At 67.1% G+C, this 18,567-nt stretch carries 19 protein-coding genes; 14 read left to right on the forward strand and 5 right to left on the reverse strand.

Annotation, left to right across the window (positions count from 1 at the left end; translation table 11 throughout):
- Window positions 1–296: 296 nt before the first annotated feature.
- Entirely contained in the window at window positions 297–3,131 is a 2,835-nt protein-coding gene (locus NFL01S_RS36125) for a MinD/ParA family ATP-binding protein (RefSeq protein ID WP_307615503.1), read from the reverse strand.
- Window positions 3,132–3,448: 317 nt separating this feature from the next.
- On the opposite strand from NFL01S_RS36125, the gene infA reads away from it, so the two are divergent.
- From infA to NFL01S_RS19235, 9 genes are all read left to right on the forward strand, one after another.
- Window positions 3,449–3,670, forward strand: a complete 222-nt coding sequence (infA, locus tag NFL01S_RS19195) for a translation initiation factor IF-1 (protein ID WP_003418601.1) — start codon at window positions 3,449–3,451, stop codon at window positions 3,668–3,670.
- 341 nt (window positions 3,671–4,011) lie between these two features.
- Entirely contained in the window at window positions 4,012–4,125 is a 114-nt protein-coding gene (rpmJ, locus tag NFL01S_RS19200; protein ID WP_025347279.1) for a 50S ribosomal protein L36, read from the forward strand.
- 189 nt (window positions 4,126–4,314) lie between these two features.
- Complete coding sequence (gene rpsM, locus NFL01S_RS19205) at window positions 4,315–4,686, forward strand: 30S ribosomal protein S13 (protein ID WP_062977203.1); 372 nt, start codon at window positions 4,315–4,317, stop codon at window positions 4,684–4,686.
- Between the two features lie 10 nt (window positions 4,687–4,696).
- Window positions 4,697–5,110 carry a 30S ribosomal protein S11 gene (gene rpsK / locus NFL01S_RS19210; RefSeq protein WP_033244291.1) on the forward strand — a complete coding sequence of 138 codons (414 nt, stop codon included), beginning with the start codon at window positions 4,697–4,699 and terminating at the stop codon, window positions 5,108–5,110.
- A 22-nt stretch (window positions 5,111–5,132) separates the two neighbouring features.
- Window positions 5,133–5,738 (forward strand): 30S ribosomal protein S4, encoded by a 606-nt coding sequence (gene rpsD, locus NFL01S_RS19215; RefSeq protein ID WP_062977205.1) that lies wholly within the window; start codon window positions 5,133–5,135, stop codon window positions 5,736–5,738.
- A gap of 101 nt (window positions 5,739–5,839) precedes the next feature.
- Entirely contained in the window at window positions 5,840–6,898 is a 1,059-nt protein-coding gene (locus NFL01S_RS19220) for a DNA-directed RNA polymerase subunit alpha (protein ID WP_033244293.1), read from the forward strand.
- 126 nt (window positions 6,899–7,024) lie between these two features.
- Window positions 7,025–7,525 (forward strand): 50S ribosomal protein L17, encoded by a 501-nt coding sequence (rplQ, locus tag NFL01S_RS19225; RefSeq protein WP_062977207.1) that lies wholly within the window; start codon window positions 7,025–7,027, stop codon window positions 7,523–7,525.
- A gap of 99 nt (window positions 7,526–7,624) precedes the next feature.
- Window positions 7,625–8,491, forward strand: coding sequence for a tRNA pseudouridine(38-40) synthase TruA (gene truA, locus NFL01S_RS19230; RefSeq protein WP_062977209.1), 867 nt, complete (start codon window positions 7,625–7,627; stop codon window positions 8,489–8,491).
- A gap of 249 nt (window positions 8,492–8,740) precedes the next feature.
- Window positions 8,741–9,568, forward strand: coding sequence for an LLM class F420-dependent oxidoreductase (locus NFL01S_RS19235; RefSeq protein WP_062977211.1), 828 nt, complete (start codon window positions 8,741–8,743; stop codon window positions 9,566–9,568).
- Window positions 9,569–9,585: 17 nt separating this feature from the next.
- Here NFL01S_RS19235 and NFL01S_RS34610 read toward each other — a convergent pair whose 3' ends face one another.
- Both NFL01S_RS34610 and NFL01S_RS19240 read right to left on the reverse strand, forming a co-directional pair.
- Window positions 9,586–9,822 carry a Txe/YoeB family addiction module toxin gene (locus NFL01S_RS34610; RefSeq protein ID WP_084492972.1) on the reverse strand — a complete coding sequence of 79 codons (237 nt, stop codon included), beginning with the start codon at window positions 9,820–9,822 and terminating at the stop codon, window positions 9,586–9,588.
- Window positions 9,729–10,112 (reverse strand): metal-sensitive transcriptional regulator, encoded by a 384-nt coding sequence (locus NFL01S_RS19240; protein WP_210744690.1) that lies wholly within the window; start codon window positions 10,110–10,112, stop codon window positions 9,729–9,731. The genes NFL01S_RS34610 and NFL01S_RS19240 overlap by 94 nt, the downstream gene beginning before the upstream one ends.
- Window positions 10,113–10,186: 74 nt before the next feature.
- Between NFL01S_RS19240 and NFL01S_RS19245 the strand changes: the two genes are divergently transcribed.
- The 3 genes from NFL01S_RS19245 (at window position 10,187) to NFL01S_RS19255 (ending at window position 12,938) form a co-directional block, all read left to right on the forward strand.
- Window positions 10,187–10,996, forward strand: coding sequence for an S-methyl-5'-thioadenosine phosphorylase (locus NFL01S_RS19245; RefSeq protein ID WP_062977215.1), 810 nt, complete (start codon window positions 10,187–10,189; stop codon window positions 10,994–10,996).
- Window positions 10,993–11,592, forward strand: a complete 600-nt coding sequence (locus NFL01S_RS19250) for an NADPH-dependent FMN reductase (protein WP_245670786.1) — start codon at window positions 10,993–10,995, stop codon at window positions 11,590–11,592. The genes NFL01S_RS19245 and NFL01S_RS19250 overlap by 4 nt, the downstream gene beginning before the upstream one ends.
- Window positions 11,593–12,248: 656 nt before the next feature.
- On the forward strand, window positions 12,249–12,938 hold the full coding sequence (locus NFL01S_RS19255) for a hypothetical protein (RefSeq protein ID WP_157116701.1): 690 nt from the start codon (window positions 12,249–12,251) through the stop codon (window positions 12,936–12,938).
- A gap of 34 nt (window positions 12,939–12,972) precedes the next feature.
- On the opposite strand, the gene eccE is transcribed toward NFL01S_RS19255, so the two are convergent.
- Entirely contained in the window at window positions 12,973–14,655 is a 1,683-nt protein-coding gene (eccE, locus tag NFL01S_RS19260) for a type VII secretion protein EccE (RefSeq protein ID WP_084492911.1), read from the reverse strand.
- Between the two features lie 112 nt (window positions 14,656–14,767).
- Between eccE and eccB the strand changes: the two genes are divergently transcribed.
- Together eccB and NFL01S_RS19270 are read left to right on the forward strand one after the other, a co-directional pair.
- Entirely contained in the window at window positions 14,768–16,234 is a 1,467-nt protein-coding gene (gene eccB / locus NFL01S_RS19265) for a type VII secretion protein EccB (RefSeq protein WP_062977221.1), read from the forward strand.
- 309 nt (window positions 16,235–16,543) lie between these two features.
- Entirely contained in the window at window positions 16,544–17,185 is a 642-nt protein-coding gene (locus NFL01S_RS19270; RefSeq protein ID WP_062977223.1) for a pyridoxamine 5'-phosphate oxidase family protein, read from the forward strand.
- Here the strand turns inward: NFL01S_RS19270 and mycP are convergent, their stop codons facing one another.
- Window positions 17,186–18,547 (reverse strand): type VII secretion-associated serine protease mycosin, encoded by a 1,362-nt coding sequence (gene mycP, locus NFL01S_RS19275; RefSeq protein ID WP_245670787.1) that lies wholly within the window; start codon window positions 18,545–18,547, stop codon window positions 17,186–17,188.
- Between the last annotated feature and the right edge of the window lie 20 nt (window positions 18,548–18,567).

Consider the following 18,567-nt stretch of genomic DNA (forward strand, 5'->3'; position numbering starts at 1 on the left):
CACTTCGTTGCTGCCTGCCGTTCCGTCGGCTCACCGGCACCATCGAGTAGTACGGCTACTGCGTCGGGGCCTTCGCCGGACATCCAGGTGCTGAGGGACCGGACCCGGCCGCAACTCGTTCGAAGCCTTCGAGTCCGCGCCTGACCGACTCCGGCCTGCGAGCGGCTCGCCGACGGACCCGGTCCCGGCCTGCTGTGGTCGCGTAGCGTTCCGGCGCGGTACGCGGCCGCTACTCGAATCCGGGCGGTATCTGTCCGGCGCCGGGGGCGGTGGATGGGGCCGAATCCGGGTCCGGTTCAGCCGGCGTGCTGCGGACCGTAGCTGCGGCCGAAATCGTCGGCCACCGTAGCCGCCAGCTCCACATACGCGCGCTTGGTTTCCTTCTTCAACCGCGGCAGATCGATCTCCGCGCCCTCGGACATATGCGGGTCGAACGGGATCATATGCACGGCGCGGCAGCGGGACAGGAAGTACTGCCGCAGCTGCTGGACGTCGATATTCGGGGTGCCGTCGCGCGGTGAATTGATCACCACCACAGCGTTCTGCACCAAATGGTGGTAGCCGTGCAACGACAGCCAGTCGAGCGTGGCCGAGGCACTCTGCGCGCCGTCGATCGCGGTCGGGGAAATCAGTACCAGCGAATGTGCCAGCTGGAGGACACCCGCCATCGCCGAATGCATCAGGCCGGTTCCGCAGTCGGTGAGAATGATGTTGTAGAACCGCTGCAGGATACGGGCGACCGCGCGGTACTCGTCCTCGTTGAACGCCTCCGAGGCGGCCGGATCCCGTTCGCTCGCCAGTACTTCGAGCCGGCTGGTGGCCTGCGAAGTATGCCGGCGCACATCCGAATAGCGCTGGATCGCCGGGTCGAGCAGTAGATCGCGCACCGTGGACCGGGTCTGCAACGGCACCCGCTGCGAAAGCGTTCCGAAGTCGGGGTTGGCGTCCACCGCGATGACGCGGTCGCCGCGGATGGAAGCGAAGGTCGAACCCAAGCCGATAGTGGTGGTGGTCTTACCGACACCACCTTTCAGCGAGAGTACCGCGATCCGGTAGTCGCCACGGACCGGCTGGCGGATCCGCGCCACCAGTTCCAGCATCCGCCGCTCTTCGGCGGACATCCCCGGATTGATCTTCCCGCCGGAGGCGTGGTGCACGACCTTGCGCCAGCCGCTGCCGGCCGGTTTCTTGGCGCGCCGCACCGAAACGTTGTCCAGGGTGGGGCCATTGGGACCGAACTGTTGCGGCGGGTTCTGTGGGTTCTGCCACTGGCCGCCCCGCGGCCCCTGCTGCTGCCAGGCTCCCGGGCCGGCCTGCTGAGGTGGGGCGGGGTTCGCCGGCGGCGCCTGGTTCTGCCACTGCTGGGCGGGCGGCTGATTCGGCTGCTGATGCGGGCCCGGGGCCGGATGGCCCGTGGGCGGACCACCGTGCTGTGCCGGCATGCCGGGCGGCGCACTTGCCGGACCCGGTTCCTGCGGGATGGAGTGCTGCGCACCCGATGGCCAGTTCGTGGATTGCTCCGGCGCTTGCCACTGGGAACCCGGCGCGTTCTGCGGCCGGGGCCCGGGTGCGCTCTCCGGAGCCTGCCACTGCGGGGCGACGTTGGCGGGGGGTGCCGGCGCGACCGGGTGACCGGCCGCACTGGTCCGCCGGTCGGGCGCGGGCGGAGCCTCCGGTGCCGGGACGGACCGGTCGGCCGGAGAACTGTCGGATACGAGGGCGGCACCCGACCGTGGCCCGAACTCCGGCGCGGTACCGGCCCCGGCTGGATCGGTCCGGTTCGCGGTCGGGTGTGCGCCGCTGCCGTGCGGGACCGGCACGCTGTGGGCCGGATCGGGCCGGTTCGAGACCGGGTGTGCGCCGCTGCCCTGGCGGACCGATCCGCTGTCGGCCGAATCGGGCCGGTCGGCGGTCGGGTGTGCGCCGCTGCCGTGTGGCCCCGGCGCGCTGCGGGCTGGATCGGCCTGGTTTGCGAGCGGGTGTGCGCCGCTGCTGTGTGCGGTCGGACGGCCGTCGGGCGAGTCGGGCTGCTGCGGCCCGGGGGCGACCGATGGGTCGGCCGGGAACTCGGTGGGCGTGTCCGCCCGCGACGATTCCTCGTCCGGCGGGGGCGGCAGGTCGGGGAGCCGGCGCAGTGGTTGCTGCGCTACCGGTGTGTCGCCGGTCGGAGGCGCGTCGGGTAGCGGTGGCGGCGGGGGCCGGAAATCGCCCGCGCCGGTCGTGGGCGCGCCCGCCGACCGGTTCTGGGTGGGTGGTGCGCTTGCGGAATCGTCCGATGGCGCCGGGTGGGGTGGGATCGGATGATGCGGCCGTAGCCGGTCGAACTCGGGAGCGGGTTGGCTCGGGGTGCGTACCGGCAGGCCGGTCCGGTCCGATTCGGGGGCCTGGAAGGCCGTCGACGCAGCGGGCGCGGAGGGGCCGGAACCGGAATCGGCAGCCGGGGTGCTCGGCCGGTCCGGTCCGGGTGCTTGCGGTGGCGCCGGCGTATCGGCCGGCGGGGCCGCCGCGGTGAACTGCTGCCGAGGCGGTGGTGCCGGTGGGAGACCCGTACCGTTCGGCTGTTGACCGCCGGGGCCCCATGCCGGCTGTCCGTCCGGGTCCTGCGCCGGCGGCCCCTGCTCGGGTGGACCGGGGATATTCGGCGGGGCCACCGGGGGAAGCTGTGCCGGGGGCGCGCTCGGACCGGCCTGCGACAAGGCGTCCGGAGACGGGCCGGGCGGCGTGGGCCCGTCCGCGGCGTGCGGATCGGTGGCGGACTGCGGAACCTGCTGCGTGGACCACTGCGCCGTACCTTCGGCCCAGTTGTTGCGCTGCGACGGCCGCGGCCCGTTGTTGTTCGGCAGCAGTTCGCCGACGCGTTCTTCGAGCGAGGGCTGCTCGGGCTTGTTCTTGTTGCGGAACCAGCCCTTGCCCTTCTTCCTGTCGCCGTCGGAATCGGATCGGTCGCCGCGCCCGCGCCGGTTGAAGAAGCCGTTGGCCGGTTCCGGAGTCTCCGGGATGAGCTCGTCCTGCGGGAGGTTCTCGACCGGTGGCGGCTCGTAGTTCCGGAAGTTCGTCTGCCCGACCCCGGTGACCTCGGTATCGGCCAGCCATGGCGGCAGCATGGGGAGGCCGTCGTTGCTGCGGCTCACCGGTTCCCCTCCTGGAATGGTCGTCCTCGGTCAGCGGCCAGTTTACGCGACAAGTCCCATTCCACCCGGCGTCGGGGAGACATCCACGCACGCCGCGCGACGCCACCAGCACTTACCCCTTTTTGCCCGATGGCAGACCTACCGGTAAGCTGACCAGGCGGTGTATCAAAGCGCCGCCTGTTCGTGTGCGATCGGTTGTGGTCATCCGCGTTGTGCAGTGCGAGCCACCGTGGGTGGCTACCGCGGGCTTCGGCCGGGTGCACCGGGCAGTACCAGGTAATCAGACCAGGTTGAGTGTAACCGGGATCGCGGAGGATATGGCGAAGAAAGACGGGGCCATCGAGGTCGAGGGGCGGGTTGTCGAGCCGTTGCCCAATGCGATGTTCCGGATCGAGCTCGAGAACGGGCATAAGGTCCTCGCGCATATCAGCGGCAAGATGCGTCAGCACTACATTCGCATCCTGCCGGAGGACCGGGTCGTCGTCGAGCTGTCACCGTACGACCTGTCCCGTGGTCGGATCGTCTATCGATACAAGTGAATCGGGGGCACGTGTGCTCGCGGAGAGCGCTCGCCGATGCCGATTCACTCGGTGTTTTGCGGGGGTGCAACCCCCGCACCCCGCCCGGCGGGCTTCGGCCCCGGACCCCGGGTCCGGATGGCATCCGAGTTCGCCCCGGTCCGGCCGGATGACGTTCAGGCAGGGACACGGAACCGCATGCGGTGCCCGGCCCTACCGGATGACCCGGATAGGAACCGGGTCGAGTGTGAGCTCGATCGGCCGCTCACCTGGGCGGTGACAACTGAAGGCTTCCCCGGTCGGTTGGCCGGGGAAAAACTGTGTTCACAACCCATGTGGACCCAACGAAAGATTGGACGGACGTGAAGGTTCAGCCGAGCGTCAAGAAGATCTGCGAGAAGTGCAAGGTGATCCGGCGTAACGGCCGGGTCATGGTGATCTGCGACAACCTGCGGCACAAGCAGCGGCAGGGCTGACACCGGCACCGAGCACCGAACGCGGTTCGGATTGGCACACAGAAGAACTCCCAGCGCCAGCCGCACACTGAGGTTTTCCGGAATTTTTCCGGAGGGTGTGCGTGCCTACCCCCGGTACGGAGGCCGGGGCCCCACCAGACGAGGGGACGGACAGGGAGCAGACCTCCGCAACAGTGAAGGAACTGCCAGATGGCACGTCTCATGGGCGTCGATCTCCCGCGCGAGAAGCGCATGGAGATCGCACTGACCTACATCTACGGCATCGGTCGTACCCGCTCCAAGGAGATCTTGGCGGCCACGGGCGTCAGCCCGGATCTGCGCTCGAAGGATCTCACCGACGAGCAGGTCACGCAGCTGCGTGACTACATCGAGGGCTCGTCGCTCAAGGTCGAAGGTGACCTCCGCCGCGAGGTCCAGGCCGATATCCGTCGCAAGATCGAGATCGGCTGCTACCAGGGCCTGCGTCACCGCCGTGGCCTCCCTGTGCACGGCCAGCGCACCAAGACCAACGCGCGCACCCGCAAGGGCCCGAAGCGCACCGTCGCCGGCAAGAAGAAGTAGGGGATAACAGATGCCTCCGAAGTCCCGGGCCTCCGGCCCGAAGAAGAGCCAGAAGTCGCGTCGCAGGGAAAAGAAGAACGTTCCCCACGGCCACGCGCATATCAAGAGCACGTTCAACAACACGATCGTGTCCATTACCGACCCCACGGGCAATGTCATCTCCTGGGCGTCCTCGGGTCACGTCGGGTTCAAGGGTTCGCGCAAGTCGACCCCGTTCGCCGCGCAGCTGGCCGCCGAGAACGCGGCCCGCAAGGCGCAGGAGAACGGCGTCAAGAAGGTCGACGTGTTCGTCAAGGGCCCGGGTTCGGGCCGCGAGACCGCGATCCGTTCGCTGCAGGCCGCCGGCTTGGAGGTCGGCACGATCTCCGATGTCACTCCGCAGCCGCACAACGGCTGCCGTCCGCCCAAGCGGCGTCGCGTCTAAGCGGGAAGGAAGGTAGAGCACAATGGCCCGTTACACCGGACCCATCACCCGCAAATCGCGTCGCCTGCGCGTCGACCTGATCGGCGGTGACCAGGCTTTCGAGCGTCGCCCCTACCCGCCCGGCCAGCACGGCCGCGCGCGGATCAAGGAGAGCGAATACCTGCTGCAGCTGCAGGAGAAGCAGAAGGCCCGCTTCTCCTACGGCGTTATGGAAAAGCAGTTCCGCCGGTACTACGAAGAGGCCAACCGCCTCAAGGGCAAGACCGGTGACAACCTGCTGCGCCTGCTGGAGACCCGGCTGGACAACGTCGTGTACCGCGCCGGTCTGGCCCGGACCCGTCGTCAGGCCCGCCAGCTGGTCAGCCACGGCCACTTCCTGGTGAACAACAAGAAGGTCAACGTTCCTTCTTTCCAGGTCACCCAGTACGACATCATCGATGTCAAGGAGAAGTCGCTGGCGACCCTGCCGTTCCAGGTGGCCCGTGAGACCACCGGCGACCGTCCGGTCCCCGGCTGGCTGCAGGTCATCCCGGGCCGGCTGCGGATCCTGGTGCACTCCATGCCGGAGCGCGCCCAGATCGATGTGCCGCTGCAGGAACAGCTGATCGTCGAGTACTACTCGAAGTAACGGCCGGCTGTGCCGCTGGTGCGGGTCGTCGGAGTGACGGCCCGCACAACCCCTAAACGTGGCGTCAAATAGCGGGCGCCCAACACAGGAGGATTGATCCCATGCTGATTTCCCAGCGTCCGACCCTCACCGAAGAGGTCATCGCCGACAACCGCTCGAAGTTCACCATCGAACCCCTCGAGCCGGGTTTCGGGTACACCCTCGGTAACTCGCTGCGGCGCACCCTGCTGTCCTCGATCCCGGGGGCCGCGGTGACCAGCATCCGCATCGACGGCGTTCTGCACGAGTTCACCACCGTGCCCGGTGTCAAGGAAGATGTCACCGACATCATCCTGAATCTCAAGGGCCTGGTCGTGTCCTCCGAAGAGGACGAGCCGGTCACCATGTACCTGCGCAAGCAGGGCCCGGGGACCGTTACCGCCGATGACATCGTGCCGCCCTCGGGTGTGGTCGTGCACAACCCGGATATGCATATCGCCACCCTGAACGACAAGGGCAAGCTCGAGATCGAGCTGGTCGTCGAGCGTGGTCGCGGTTATGTCCCGGCGGTGCAGAACAAGGCGACCGGCGCGGAAATCGGCCGGATCCCGGTGGATTCGATCTACTCGCCGGTGCTCAAGGTGACCTACAAGGTCGAGGCCACCCGTGTCGAGCAGCGCACCGACTTCGACCGGCTCATCCTCGACGTGGAGACCAAGAACTCCATCAGCGCGCGGGACGCGCTCGCCTCGGCGGGCAAGACCCTGGTCGAACTGTTCGGCCTGGCCCGTGAGCTGAACGTCGAAGCCGAAGGTATCGAGATCGGCCCCTCCCCGGCCGAGGCGGATCACATCGCCTCCTTCGGGCTGCCGATCGAGGATCTGGACCTCACCGTCCGTTCCTACAACTGCCTGAAGCGCGAGGGTGTGCACACCGTCGGCGAGCTGGTGGCGCGTACCGAATCGGATCTGCTGGATATCCGCAATTTCGGCCAGAAGTCCATCGACGAGGTCAAGGTCAAGCTGCACGCGCTGGGCCTGTCCCTCAAGGACAGCCCCGCGTCCTTCGATCCGTCCAGCGTGGTCGGCTACGACGCGGCCACCGGCACCTGGTCCGACAGCGGCACTTTCAGCGACGACAACGGCGGCGAGCAGGACTACGCCGAAACCGAACAGCTCTAGGTCTGCGCAGGGGTAGGCACCCGCGACGGCCTTGCGCCCGCGACGTGACCGCGCGGTCGCTGCCGTGATACTTGACAACGGACAGCGACCGCCGGATACGCCGCACATACACAAGGAGAACCCACAATGCCCAAGCCCAAGAAGGGTGCTCGCTTCGGCGGGTCGGCGTCGCACCAGAAGGCGATCTTTGCCAATCTGGCCACGGCGCTCTTCGAGCACGGTCGGATCACGACCACCGAGGCCAAGGCCAAGGCGCTGCGCCCCTACGCCGAGAAACTGGTCACCAAGGCCAAGGCCGGTACGCTGGCCGATCGCCGCGAGGTACTCAAGGTGATCCGGAACAAGGACGTCGTACACGATCTCTTCGCCGAGATCGGTCCGTCGTTCGAGGGCCGCAGCGGCGGCTACACCCGGATCATCAAGACCCTGCCGCGCAAGGGCGACAACGCCCCGATGGCGATCATCGAGCTCGTCCGGGAACAGACCGTGACCAACGAGGCCGATCGCGCCCGCCGGGTGGCTGCGTCCAAGAAGACCGAGGACCAGGCCCCCGAGACCGAAACCGAAGCGACCGAGGCTCCGGCCGAGGAAGTTGCGGCCGAGGAGAAGGCCGACGACAAGGCGTAATTCGTCTGCTGCGGACGCCGCCGCGCGTCTGTGGTTCGTCGACGAGCCCGCCGCCCGTTCCGGGCGTGCGGGCTCGTCCCGTATCCGGAGGATGGTCAGGTGAGCGAATACGACCCGGGAGCGCCGGTGCCTCGGGACGAGCCGGGGCACCGGATAACCCGGTTCCGGCTGGACATCTCCTACGACGGCACCGATTTCACCGGCTGGGCCCGGCAACCCGGGCTGCGGACCGTGCAGGGCCGGCTCGAGGAATCGCTGGGCAAGGTGCTGCGGGAACCGGTGCAATTGACGGTGGCCGGGCGGACCGACGCCGGTGTGCACGCCGAAGGGCAGGTCGCACATTTCGATACCGCGGCGGACGTGGACCCGGACAAGCTGATCCATCGGATGGCGAAGTTCCTGCCCCGCGATGTGCGAATCGCCGGTATCCGCCCGGTATCCACCGAATTCGATGCCCGTTTCTCGGCGATCCGCCGGCACTACGTCTACCGTCTCACCACCGCGCCTTACGGTGCCGACCCACTGGCCGCGCGCAGTGTGGTGGGGTGCCGGCCGGTCGATCTGGAAGCGATGCGTGCCGCTTCCCGCACTCTTCTCGGCCTGCACGATTTCGCCGCCTTCTGCCGCCGCAGGGAGGGCGCCACCACGATCCGGGAATTGCAGCGCTACGAATGGGTGCGCGACGGTCACCGGCTCGACGCCTATGTGAGTGCGGATGCCTTCTGCTGGTCGATGGTGCGCAGCCTGGTGGGGGCGGTCCTCGCGGTCGGCGAGGGACGGCGTACGCCGGAATGGGTTGCCGGATTGCTCGAAGAACGGCAGCGTTCGAGTTCGGTGACGGTGGCGCCGGCGCACGGGCTCAGCCTGATCGGGGTCGACTACCCTGCGGAGTCCGAACTCGCGGCCCGCAACGCGCAGACCCGGGAAGTCCGCTCGATTGCACCGGGTGGCTGTTGCGGGGACTGAGAAGCATAGCCAGCACTGGGCATGGCCATCGCGCTCGTTCAGCGCGCCGATTCGGGGAGCCTCGTCGTCCGGATGCCCGGCGCGCCTGTCGTTGCCGAGGTACGTGTGAGAATGGCACTGCTGCAGTAGGTTTCGCTGACTCGGTAACGTCTCTCGGGATAGGAAGGTCGGCGGACGACCTCGGGGCGGCAGGCGCGGGGATAGGGTCGATGGCGGAATTGTCCGGTCGACGACAAGGTTGCGGTAGACATGACGATTGATCTCGGACGTTACGGCGTATGGCGTTACTACAAACTGTTCACCCCGGAAGCGGCAGCCGAGCTGGAGGGTCTCGGATACGGGGCGCTGTGGCTGGGTGGTTCGCCGACCGCCGATCTGCCGGTGGTGGAGGACCTGCTCGCAGCGACCGAAACACTGAAGGTGGGCACCAGCATCGTCAATATCTGGACCGCGCCCGCCGGTGCGGTCGCCGAATCGTTCCACCGGATCGAGCAGCGGTTTCCGGGGCGTTTCGTGCTCGGTATCGGCTGCGGGCATCCCGAAGCCGATAAGCCCTACCGTTCTCCGTACGAGGCGCTGGTCGAGTACCTGGACGAGTTGGATGCCGCGCAGGTGCCGGTTTCCGGCCGGATGCTCGCCGCGCTCGGGCCCAAAGTGCTGAAACTGGCGGCCGACCGCACCGCGGGCGCCCTGCCCTACCTCACCACGCCGCAGCACACCGAGCAGGCCCGCACCGCGGTCGGTGACGCGCTGCTGGTGCCCGAGCAGAAACTGGTGGTCGATACCGACCCGGAACGTGCCCGGGCCACCGGCCGTACGGTGGTCGAGATGTATCTCGGGCTGCGCAACTACACCACGAACCTCCAGCGGCTGGGCTACACCGACGACGATATCGCCAAGCCCGGCAGTGACCGCCTGCTGGACGCGCTCGCCGTGCACGGGTCCGCCGACGAGGTCGCCGAACAGGTCCGCGCGCATATCGACGCGGGCGCCGACCACCTGGCGCTGCAGGCGCTGGGCGAGGACTACCTCGCCACCCTGCGCGCCCTGGCCCCGTTGCTCACCGGGAACCCCTGAACAGTTCCGGTCGCGAGCTATTCGTAGCGGAAGCGGCAAGCGAAGACCACGACCGTTTCGTGGTCGATCAGGAAGACGAGACGGTGCTCTCCGGTGATCCGGCGCGTCCAGTGGCCGGAGAGGTTCTGTCGCAGCGGCTCGGGTTTTCCGATGCCTTCGGTCAGGAGCGGACGAGGCGGGCGATGGCGTCGGTGGCCTCTTTGATCTTGGCTTCGGCCTCGGGGCCCCCGGCGACCGCCGCGTCCACCACACAGTGGCTTATATGGTCCTCGAGCAGCCCCATCGCGACGGCCTGTAGCGCCTTGGTCATCGCGGAGACCTGCGTGAGGATATCGATGCAGTATTTCTCCTCTTCGACCATCCGCTGCAAGCCTCGCGACTGGCCTTCGATCCGGCGTAGCCGCTTCAGATAGTCTTCCTTGCTGGTGATGTAGCCGTGGTGTGCGTGGGCGGTCGCCGTGTCGGCGGCCGTGTCGGCCGGGGTCGGGTCGGAAGTCACCGGGTATCTCCTCTGTGCCGGTCGGAAGACCGTATATACCCCCATAGGGTACAGTCACCGGCGATTTCTGTCAGGTGCCCGCCGTGCGTTCGTGGTCCGGGCGCGCGAGAATCGACACTATGACATCCCACGATCGGCCGGCACTGGCGGTTATCGGCGGTAGCGGATTCTACGACTTTTTCGACGGCGCCATGGAACCCGTGACGGTACGCACCCCGTACGGGGACCCGAGCGCACCGATAACGGTCGGCACCGTCGAAGGGCGTTCGGTCGCGTTCCTGCCCCGCCACGGCACCCGGCACGAGTATTCCCCGCACACGGTGCCCTACCAGGCGAATATGTGGGCGTTGCGTTCGCTGGGTGTACGGCGGATCTTCGCCCCGTGCGCGGTCGGCAGCCTCCGCCCGGACTGGGGGCCGGGCACCGTGGTCATCCCGGACCAACTCGTCGACCGGACTTCCGGCCGGGCCCAGACCTACTTCGATGCCAACGGCATCCACGTATCGTTCGCCGACCCGTACTGCCCCGATCTGCGCGCGGTCGCGGTGAAATCCGCCGACAGTGCCGTCCACGTGCAACCGCACGGAACCATGGCCGTGATCCAGGGCCCGCGTTTCTCCACCCGCGCCGAAAGCCGGTGGTATGCGGCTCAAGGCTGGGAGCTGGTCAATATGACCGGTTATCCCGAAGCCGTCCTCGCCCGTGAACTGGAAATGTGTTACGCCGCCCTCGCGCTGGTCACGGATCTCGACGCCGGGCTCACCGAAGGCGAAGGGGTGCGGGCGGCGGAGGTCTTCGCCGAATTCGAACGCAATATCGGTCCCTTCAAGAAGCTCGTCCACGACGCCGTCGCCGCCATCGCCGATACCGGAACCTGCGAGCACTGCCGGGTACACGCCGGTGTCGCACTCCCGTTCGAGCTGCCGTGAACCGAGCGGATGCAGCAGCGGGCGGGGCACGTGCCGTGGACGGTCCGCTCCGCTTGGAGGTGATAATCGCCAGTATCCGGCCGCAACGTCTCGCGCCCGTGGTCGCCGACTGGTTCGTCCGCACGGCGCGCGCCCGGCCGGAATTCGAGACCGGGATCATCGATCTACTGCACACGCCGCTCCCGACGGACCTTTCCGACGCACCGGAAACCGAGCGTTTCCGGCAACGACTCGCGGACGCCGATGCCTTCGTCGCGGTGACCTCGGAGTACAACCACGGTTATCCGGCCTCGCTGAAAACCGCGCTGGACAGCGCCAAACACGAGTGGCGGGCCAAACCGATCGGATTCGTCTCCTACGGCGGTCTGTCGGGTGGCCTTCGGGCGGTGGAGCAGCTACGGCAGGTCGTCGCGGAAATCCATATGGTCTCCGTGCGTGAATCGGTGAGCTTCCACCGCGCCCGCAAACAGTTCGACGCCGACGGAAATACCGGCGACGGCGCCGCCATCGACGCTGCCGACCGCATGCTCTCCCAGCTGGCCTGGTGGGGAAACGCCCTGGCCGCGGCCCGGGTGAGCGAACCGTATCCGGGGTGAAACTGGTTCACGAGTAGGTAAAGCAGCCACCTCGTTGCGGGCGGAATTTCCGGCGCGCCGACGCGCGGTCCTCTCGGCTCCTCGGTCCGTGCCCGCGTAGCTGATGTGCGGTACGACCACTGTCCGATGCCGGGGAGTGGCGGCCCAACTGCTCGGGGCCTGCCCGGATTACTCGCCGCTGCGCCACATTGTCTCGTGAGCGGAACACACGGCCGGTGCGGCGAGCGGGTCGGCGGTGATCAAGTAGGGCGCACCGATGGTTGCGGCGCTGCTGATGGCGCCGCCGGGGTGACGAGCACGGCCGCCACGACCTGCCCGCGGCTTCGACTGTTCGCTGAACTCGGCACAGCCGGCCGGCGCGGGACGACACCTGCACGCACTCCGCCGACGGATGCTTTCGGTGGCAGGTGTGCCGGTTGCGGCCCCTCCGTCGAATACTGCTGCGCCGCCTTGTGGTGCGGTCGGATCGGCGCTGGGGACTCTCGACGGTTTCATCTGTGGTCTGTCGGGACGAAATGCGATGATGGCGTGCGGGAGGAGGATTCGATGGAATCGACAGATCCACCGGAGCCGCGGCGGCCGGTATCGACGCGGGAATGGGTGGCGCGGGCCTTCGCGGTGGTACTCCTCGTTCCGGTGCGGCTGGTCTGGAGGGATTGAAGCTGTGCGGGCGGGCAATTGTGGCGGCGGGCGTCTTCGTCCGGGACAGGTTGCTGGTTCCGGTGTGCCGGTTCGTCTGGTCCTGGCTGCTGCGGCCGCTGTGGTTGTTCCTGAAAGACGGGGTGTGGGGCTGGGCCGTACAGCACGTGCTGTGGGGAATGGTGCTCACGCCGCTGGGCGCGTTCATGCTGGACCGGGTGCTGCGCCCGCTGCGGTATGTCGTAGAGCAATGGCTCTGGCGGCGCGCAATACGACCGGTGCTCGTCCTGGTGTGGCGGTGGGTGCTCCGGCCGGTGCTATACGCGATCGCGGCAACTGGCGATTGGTTCTGGCGGTGGCTCCTGCGGCCGGTGCTGCATGCGGTAGCGGTCACCGGCCGGTGGCTGTGGGAATGGTGTGTCGTATGGCCGGTGCGCATGGTGCAGCGATGGATACTGTGGCCGTGCGGGATCCTGCTCGCGAGCCTGGCCGAGTACGGCTGGCGGGGCGCTACCGCGGTGGTGCGTGTGCTGGTCGTCGTGCCGTGTGTGGTCGTCTACCGCTATGCGTTGCGCCCGGTGCTGCGTGCACTGGCAGTGGCCGGTGAAGTGGTTGTGGTGCGCCCGATCGCCTGGGTGCACCGGCGGGTGGTGGTCCCGATGAACCGGATCGCGGCCGACCTGTGGAACACCGTATTCGGACGGTGAAACGCGGCGCTGCGCGGATATGGGCCCGGCTTCGTCAGCGGCGCTGTGGCTGGCGCGCGGGGGCCGGATGGGGCCGCTCCACCGGCTGGCGGGTCCGCGGTTCGCCGATATAGGTGTGCTCGCGGGGGATCGAGACCAGGTTCAGCGGGATCTGGGTGGTCGCGGTGCGCAGAACCACGCGGCTACCGATCGCGCCGGGCTGCTGGATCGACAGATCCGGTTTGGTGGCCGGCCAGCCCATCGGGTCACCGGTGACGTAGATGGTGGTGATACCGGCGTGCGGGGCGGGCGCCATCACCCCGTCGACGACCGTCGCGGTGAATCCGGCGTCCGACTGATGGGTTTCCATTGCCAGCATCAGGCGCTCGGGGTTGCCGATCGTCTCGATCAGCTGATACCAGGCCTGTGGCCGGTTCGTGCGGACCAGAATCCGCTCGCCGACGGCCAGCGCGCGGAAGACCAGCTGCTGGGCCAGGTACAGCTCACCGGCGACGTACACCGCGGAGATACCGGCACCGATGATGCGCAGCGCCACACCGTTACCCTCGTCGTCCGAGCCGATCAACTGACCGCAGCCCGACGACGGCAGGGCGAGCGCATCCAGGACCTCGACGGGGTACTCGGCGGTCGGCACCACATCTTCCAGATCGGGGATACCGATCGGCAGATGCGCGAGCAGGCTGTCGCGATGCCGGCCGTTCACCGACACCATGCCCTTCGATTTCGTCTTCTCCGGCATCTCCCGCAGCGTCGACCGCCAGGCCGCTCCCACATGCACAGTGTCCGCGGTCGTGCCCGGTCGCAACCGCACCGCCACCGTGGTACCGCGCGACTCGGCGACCCACAACTGCGAGAGGATCTCCGACCCGAGCTGTTTCGGGTCGATCGCCGCCCCTATGTTCACGCTGTTGCCGAGTTCGGCGTAACGCCACCGATGGGTGAGATCGCGCGCATCGGCACCGTGGATGACCTGCCGCACGGCCGACCGGATCTCCGATGCGGTGAGCAGGCGCGAGGCGCAACCGGCGTCCTCCAGAGTGCGCACGATCCGCTGGGTTGCGATGGTCACCGACCGTGCGGCTCCCTCGTCACCACCACCGCGCCGAGCCGCGGCGCCGGGGCAGTCGACCATATCGAATCCGATTGCCAGCCAGACGGTTCGATGCGCCGTTGCGGGTAGGGGGCCCAGCAGCGATTCGTAGATGGCGCCCGCCGGTGTGCCGGAACGGCTGCGGTGGCCGTGGCTGATGATGTCGATACCGCTGAGCAGGATATCGTGCTGGGCGAGGCAGGTTGCCAGTTCGGCCATCGGCAGCAGATGTGACGCATGGACCGCGGTGCGGTCGATCCGGGTCAGCCCACCCGGCGGGGGCAAAACCTCGACAACGGCGACCACTCGGCTCTCGTCCCAGTACAGGCCCAGTGAACGGTCGTCGGGACCACGGAAATCATCGCTGTCGCCGATCAGGTATTCCCGGTGCGCGCGGTAATGCCACCAGGTGGCGATCCAATCCAGCAGTACCCGGCGGCCGATCGGGATCAACGGGATCAACCCGGTGACCACTGCGACTCCCAAGGCGATCCACGGGCTCAACCCCACCAGCAGTACGACGGTCGCCGCGCCGAGCGCGAGCACCTGTGCGATGAGCAGGTTCGGCATCGAAATACGCCCGAACAGCAGGTTGCGCCTGCGTCCCGATGTGGCTGGCACGGCCATTAAGAGTCCCCCAGGTACCCGGTGTCGGCCGATTATCGGGCGGCCGAGCTGAACTACGTCCCCGGGAACTGTACTGTGTTCCGCGAGCACGAGCACAGTTCGGGGGAAGACGATGCCTTCAAAGCCCACAACTCGGTGGCAGATCAGCGGCTACAACTTTCTGGTTCGCCGGATGGAACATGCGCTGGTGCGGCGCGATGTGCGAATGCTGCACGATCCCATGCGTTCCCAGGTGCGCGCCTATGTGGTGGGTTTGGTCCTGGCCATTGTGGTGCTGGCGGGATGCGGTGTGCTTGCGCTGCTCCGCCCGCAGGACAAGGTCGGCGACAACAAGCTCCTCATCGGTAAGGAATCCGGTGCCGTGTACGTGGTGCTCAACGATGTGGTGCATCCGGCGCTGAACCTGGCCTCCGCGCGGCTGGCCGCCGGTGACGCTCCGAAGGCGGTGATCGTCAAGGAATCCGAGGTCGGCAAGAAGGCACGCGGCCCACTGATCGGTATTCCCGGCGCGCCCGGCGCGATCCACTTCGACTCCGAAGGCAAAGGCCGGCAGTGGACCATCTGTGACGTGCTGAAGAACGACGGCAGCCAGGACCGCACGACCTCGGTGCTCGCGGGCGGTCTGGAACTGGGCGCGAAGGCCTCGGCCGTGGAACCCGGCAAAGCGCTGCTCGTGCAGGGGGAAAAGCACACCTACCTGGTGTACGACAACAAACGCGCCCGGGTCGATATGAACGATCGTCCGGTCACCGACGCCTTGAATATCACCGGCGCCGCTCCGCGCCCGGTGAGCGAGGGCCTGATCAACGCGATCCCCGAAGCGCTGCCGCTGATCGCCCCGCCGATCGCCGATCCCGGCGGTGTCCCCGGTTACGAGATCGGCGATCACCGGATCGGTGAGGTGGTGCAGGTGGGCACCTCTCAGGAGTTCTATGTGGTGCTCGCCGACGGGTTGCAGCAGGTTTCGCCGTTGACGGCGGACATCATCCGCAACGCCAATCCGCAGACCTCCAGCGATTTCATCATCGATCAGGCCCAGCGCACCCGCGCCGCCGTGTCCTCGGCTCTGCAGATCCAGAGCTACCCGGCGACGGCACCGAGCATCCTCGAGGCCATGGACCGGCCGGTGAGCTGCCTGTCCTGGAAGCCGGTCCCGGAGGCGGGGGAGAACACCGGCACCCGAGCCGAGCTGCAGTTGATCACCGGAGTGAGCCTGCCGATGAAGGACGACGCCAAACTGGTTCCGCTCGCGCAGGCCGACGGTTCGGGCCAGAACGTCGACTCCACCTACATCGCTCCGGGTACCGGGGCCTACGTCCAGACCACCGGTATCGAACCGGACAGCAGGCGGAAGGACAGCATTTTCTATATCGCCGACACCGGTGTGCGGTTCGGGATCAAGAACGCCGACGCGGTAAAGGCACTCGGGATGCCGGACAAACCAGAACCAGCACCATGGCCGATCGTCGGACTCTTGGCGGCCGGCCCGACGCTGGGCCGTGAAGAGGCCCTGGTCGCCCACGACGGCGTCGCTTCGGACCCCTCGCCAGCTGACCAACCGGTCGCATCGACGAAATAGGGGCCCGCGTCGGCGCGCCGCGGCCGGAGTGTTGTGCGCCGGTCCCGAAGCGGTGACCCATGGGGGACGACGCTGGGACGGCGGGCAGCCGACGATCAGGGTGCCGAGTATTTCGTTGCCAGGCAGCATAATTTGTCCGGCGGCATGGGTAGGGCAAGCAGATTTCACGCAGTCTAAACAATTCGCAAATTCGCTGCATCGTACGGCTGGAGTCCGAAAATGATCGGTTAAACCGGATAGCATTCCGATCATCTCCGGCGCGTGTGGTCTCCTCGGCCGCGTCGTACCCGGCTATGAGAAGAGGCATTCATGTCCGGCAGCAGCGGCGAGTACGAACTCCAAGAACGAAACGGCACCCGGGAGCGGGCGGACCAGTTCTATCGTACCCAGGTGCTCGATCATCTCAATGCGCGCATGATCGCGTTCGTCGGCCGAATGGATATGGCATTCATTGCCACGGCGAATGATCAGGGAGAATGCGATGCCAGCTTCCGGGCCGGTGACCCAGGATTCCTGCATGTCATCGACGAACACGCCATCGCCTACCCGGAATACCGGGGAAATGGGGTAATGGCCAGTCTCGGCAATATTCACACGAATCCGCATGTCGGTATCCTGCTCATCGATTTCACACAGGACCGCATCGGTCTGCACATCAACGGCCGTGCCCACATCACAGATGATGCCGTCCTGCGCAGTTCGGTGTCCGAATTGCCGCTGGACCATCGCGGGCGCGGCGCGCGACTCTGGGTGGTCGTGCAGGTGGTGGAAGCATATATTCACTGCCGGAAACATATCCCACACCTGACACCGGGGCGAGGAGACGACCGGCACTGGGGCACCGACAATCCACGCGCAAAAGGCGGTGACTATTTCCATACCAAGGCCGAATCGGAGGTTACCCTCTCGTCCATATCACCGGGCGGTGAACGAGATATAGCCAAAGCATAGTCAGGCGTCGTCTTCGCCGACTCCGAACCGGCGCCGGGTGGGGAACGACGCCAGGTAGCCGATGATCAGGCTGCCACCGATGATCCCGCTGCCGATCAGTGCCACATTGCGGGCCGTATGGTCCGGTGGGTCGGGTGGCGCGGGAACCGCGAGTTGTTTGCTCACCGGCGGGTTCGGTTCCTTGGGGCGGAGTTCGTCGGTGACCTCGTTGGTCAGGGCGGCGACCGGATCGATCGCACCGTAGCCCACGTACGGATTCCAGCCCTCGGCCGGTGCATGCGCGGTGGCCTGGATCCGTTTCATCACTTCTACGGCGGAAAGCTCCGGGAAACGTGAGCGGACCAGTGCGACCACACCGGAGACATAAGGCGCGGCGAAGCTCGTTCCGTTGATGCTCTGCTGGCCCTGGCCGCCGACGGTGCCGTTGATGACCCCGGTGCCGACAGAATCCAGGGACACGATGTTCTCGCCGGGTGCGGCGACGCTCAACCACGGTCCGGGAACGGTGAATTCGGAGGGTGCTCCGTCGGCGTCGATGGAGCCGACCGAGAGCACCAGATCGTCATAGCGGGCCGGCGTGACATTGACGGTTGTTTTGCTCCACGGATCCGCGGTGGGATCCAGCGGATCCAGAATGTTGGTGTTGCCCTTGCAGTTGTCGTTGTCGGTGTTACCCGCAGAGGTGACGACCACGGCGTTCTTCGTATGCACCGCGTAGTGCAGTGCCGCACCCAGCGAACCGTCGGAGATGGGGCTGGAACTGCAGGCGACCTCGGAGATGTTGATAACCGTGGCGCCCATATCCGCGGCGCGGCGGATGGCCTGCGCCATGGTCGCGACATTGCCGTATCCCTCTTTGGAGAGGTCCTCGGGGGATTTGGTGGCGTTACTGCCCGCCTTCACGTATTTATCGCTCGTCTGGCGAATCGCGAGGATGGTCGCCGCCGGAGCTACACCGGAAAAGCCTTGTCCCAGAACGTGACTCGCGCCGATGATACCGGCCACCAACGTGCCGTGCGCATCGCAGTCCTCGGTGCCGTCGCCGCTGTTCGCCACGAAATCCCCGCCGGGGCGCAGGCCCGGCAGTCGCGGGTGCCGGGCGACGCCGGTATCGATCACCGCGACCAGTTGACCTTCCCCTTTGGAGAACTGCCACGCGTGCGGGAGATCCAGGGCCGCCTGTGCGGCGGGCACTGTCGGGCCCTCGCCGCCGGCGACCGTGCTGGTGCACGGGGCGTTGGCCTTGCGTTCGGTCGGTTCGCTGGGTCTCGCCGGATCACCGGAGGGCACCTGGCCCGGATCCACCGCCGGTGGCCGGTCGGCGTAGGCGGTCGGTTGCGCGAACCCCAGTGATGCGCTCACCCCCAGAACCGCGGCCACGG

The sequence above is a fragment of the Nocardia flavorosea NBRC 108225 genome (assembly GCF_001613385.1).
Classification (GTDB): domain Bacteria; phylum Actinomycetota; class Actinomycetes; order Mycobacteriales; family Mycobacteriaceae; genus Nocardia; species Nocardia flavorosea.

Excerpts from the sequence above, each read along its gene's own strand:
- rpsK (WP_033244291.1), top strand. The coding sequence starts at position 4,697 with ATGCCTCCGAAGTCCCGGGCCTCCGGCCCGAAGAAGAGCCAGAAGTCG.
- eccE (WP_084492911.1), bottom strand. The coding sequence starts at position 14,655 with ATGGCCGTGCCAGCCACATCGGGACGCAGGCGCAACCTGCTGTTCGGG.
- rplQ (WP_062977207.1), top strand. The coding sequence starts at position 7,025 with ATGCCCAAGCCCAAGAAGGGTGCTCGCTTCGGCGGGTCGGCGTCGCAC.
- rpsM (WP_062977203.1), top strand. The coding sequence starts at position 4,315 with ATGGCACGTCTCATGGGCGTCGATCTCCCGCGCGAGAAGCGCATGGAG.
- infA (WP_003418601.1), top strand. The coding sequence starts at position 3,449 with ATGGCGAAGAAAGACGGGGCCATCGAGGTCGAGGGGCGGGTTGTCGAG.
- eccB (WP_062977221.1), top strand. The coding sequence starts at position 14,768 with ATGCCTTCAAAGCCCACAACTCGGTGGCAGATCAGCGGCTACAACTTT.
- rpsD (WP_062977205.1), top strand. The coding sequence starts at position 5,133 with ATGGCCCGTTACACCGGACCCATCACCCGCAAATCGCGTCGCCTGCGC.
- NFL01S_RS19270 (WP_062977223.1), top strand. The coding sequence starts at position 16,544 with ATGTCCGGCAGCAGCGGCGAGTACGAACTCCAAGAACGAAACGGCACC.
- NFL01S_RS19245 (WP_062977215.1), top strand. The coding sequence starts at position 10,187 with ATGACATCCCACGATCGGCCGGCACTGGCGGTTATCGGCGGTAGCGGA.
- NFL01S_RS19240 (WP_210744690.1), bottom strand. The coding sequence starts at position 10,112 with ATGGGGGTATATACGGTCTTCCGACCGGCACAGAGGAGATACCCGGTG.
- NFL01S_RS19235 (WP_062977211.1), top strand. The coding sequence starts at position 8,741 with ATGACGATTGATCTCGGACGTTACGGCGTATGGCGTTACTACAAACTG.
- NFL01S_RS19220 (WP_033244293.1), top strand. The coding sequence starts at position 5,840 with ATGCTGATTTCCCAGCGTCCGACCCTCACCGAAGAGGTCATCGCCGAC.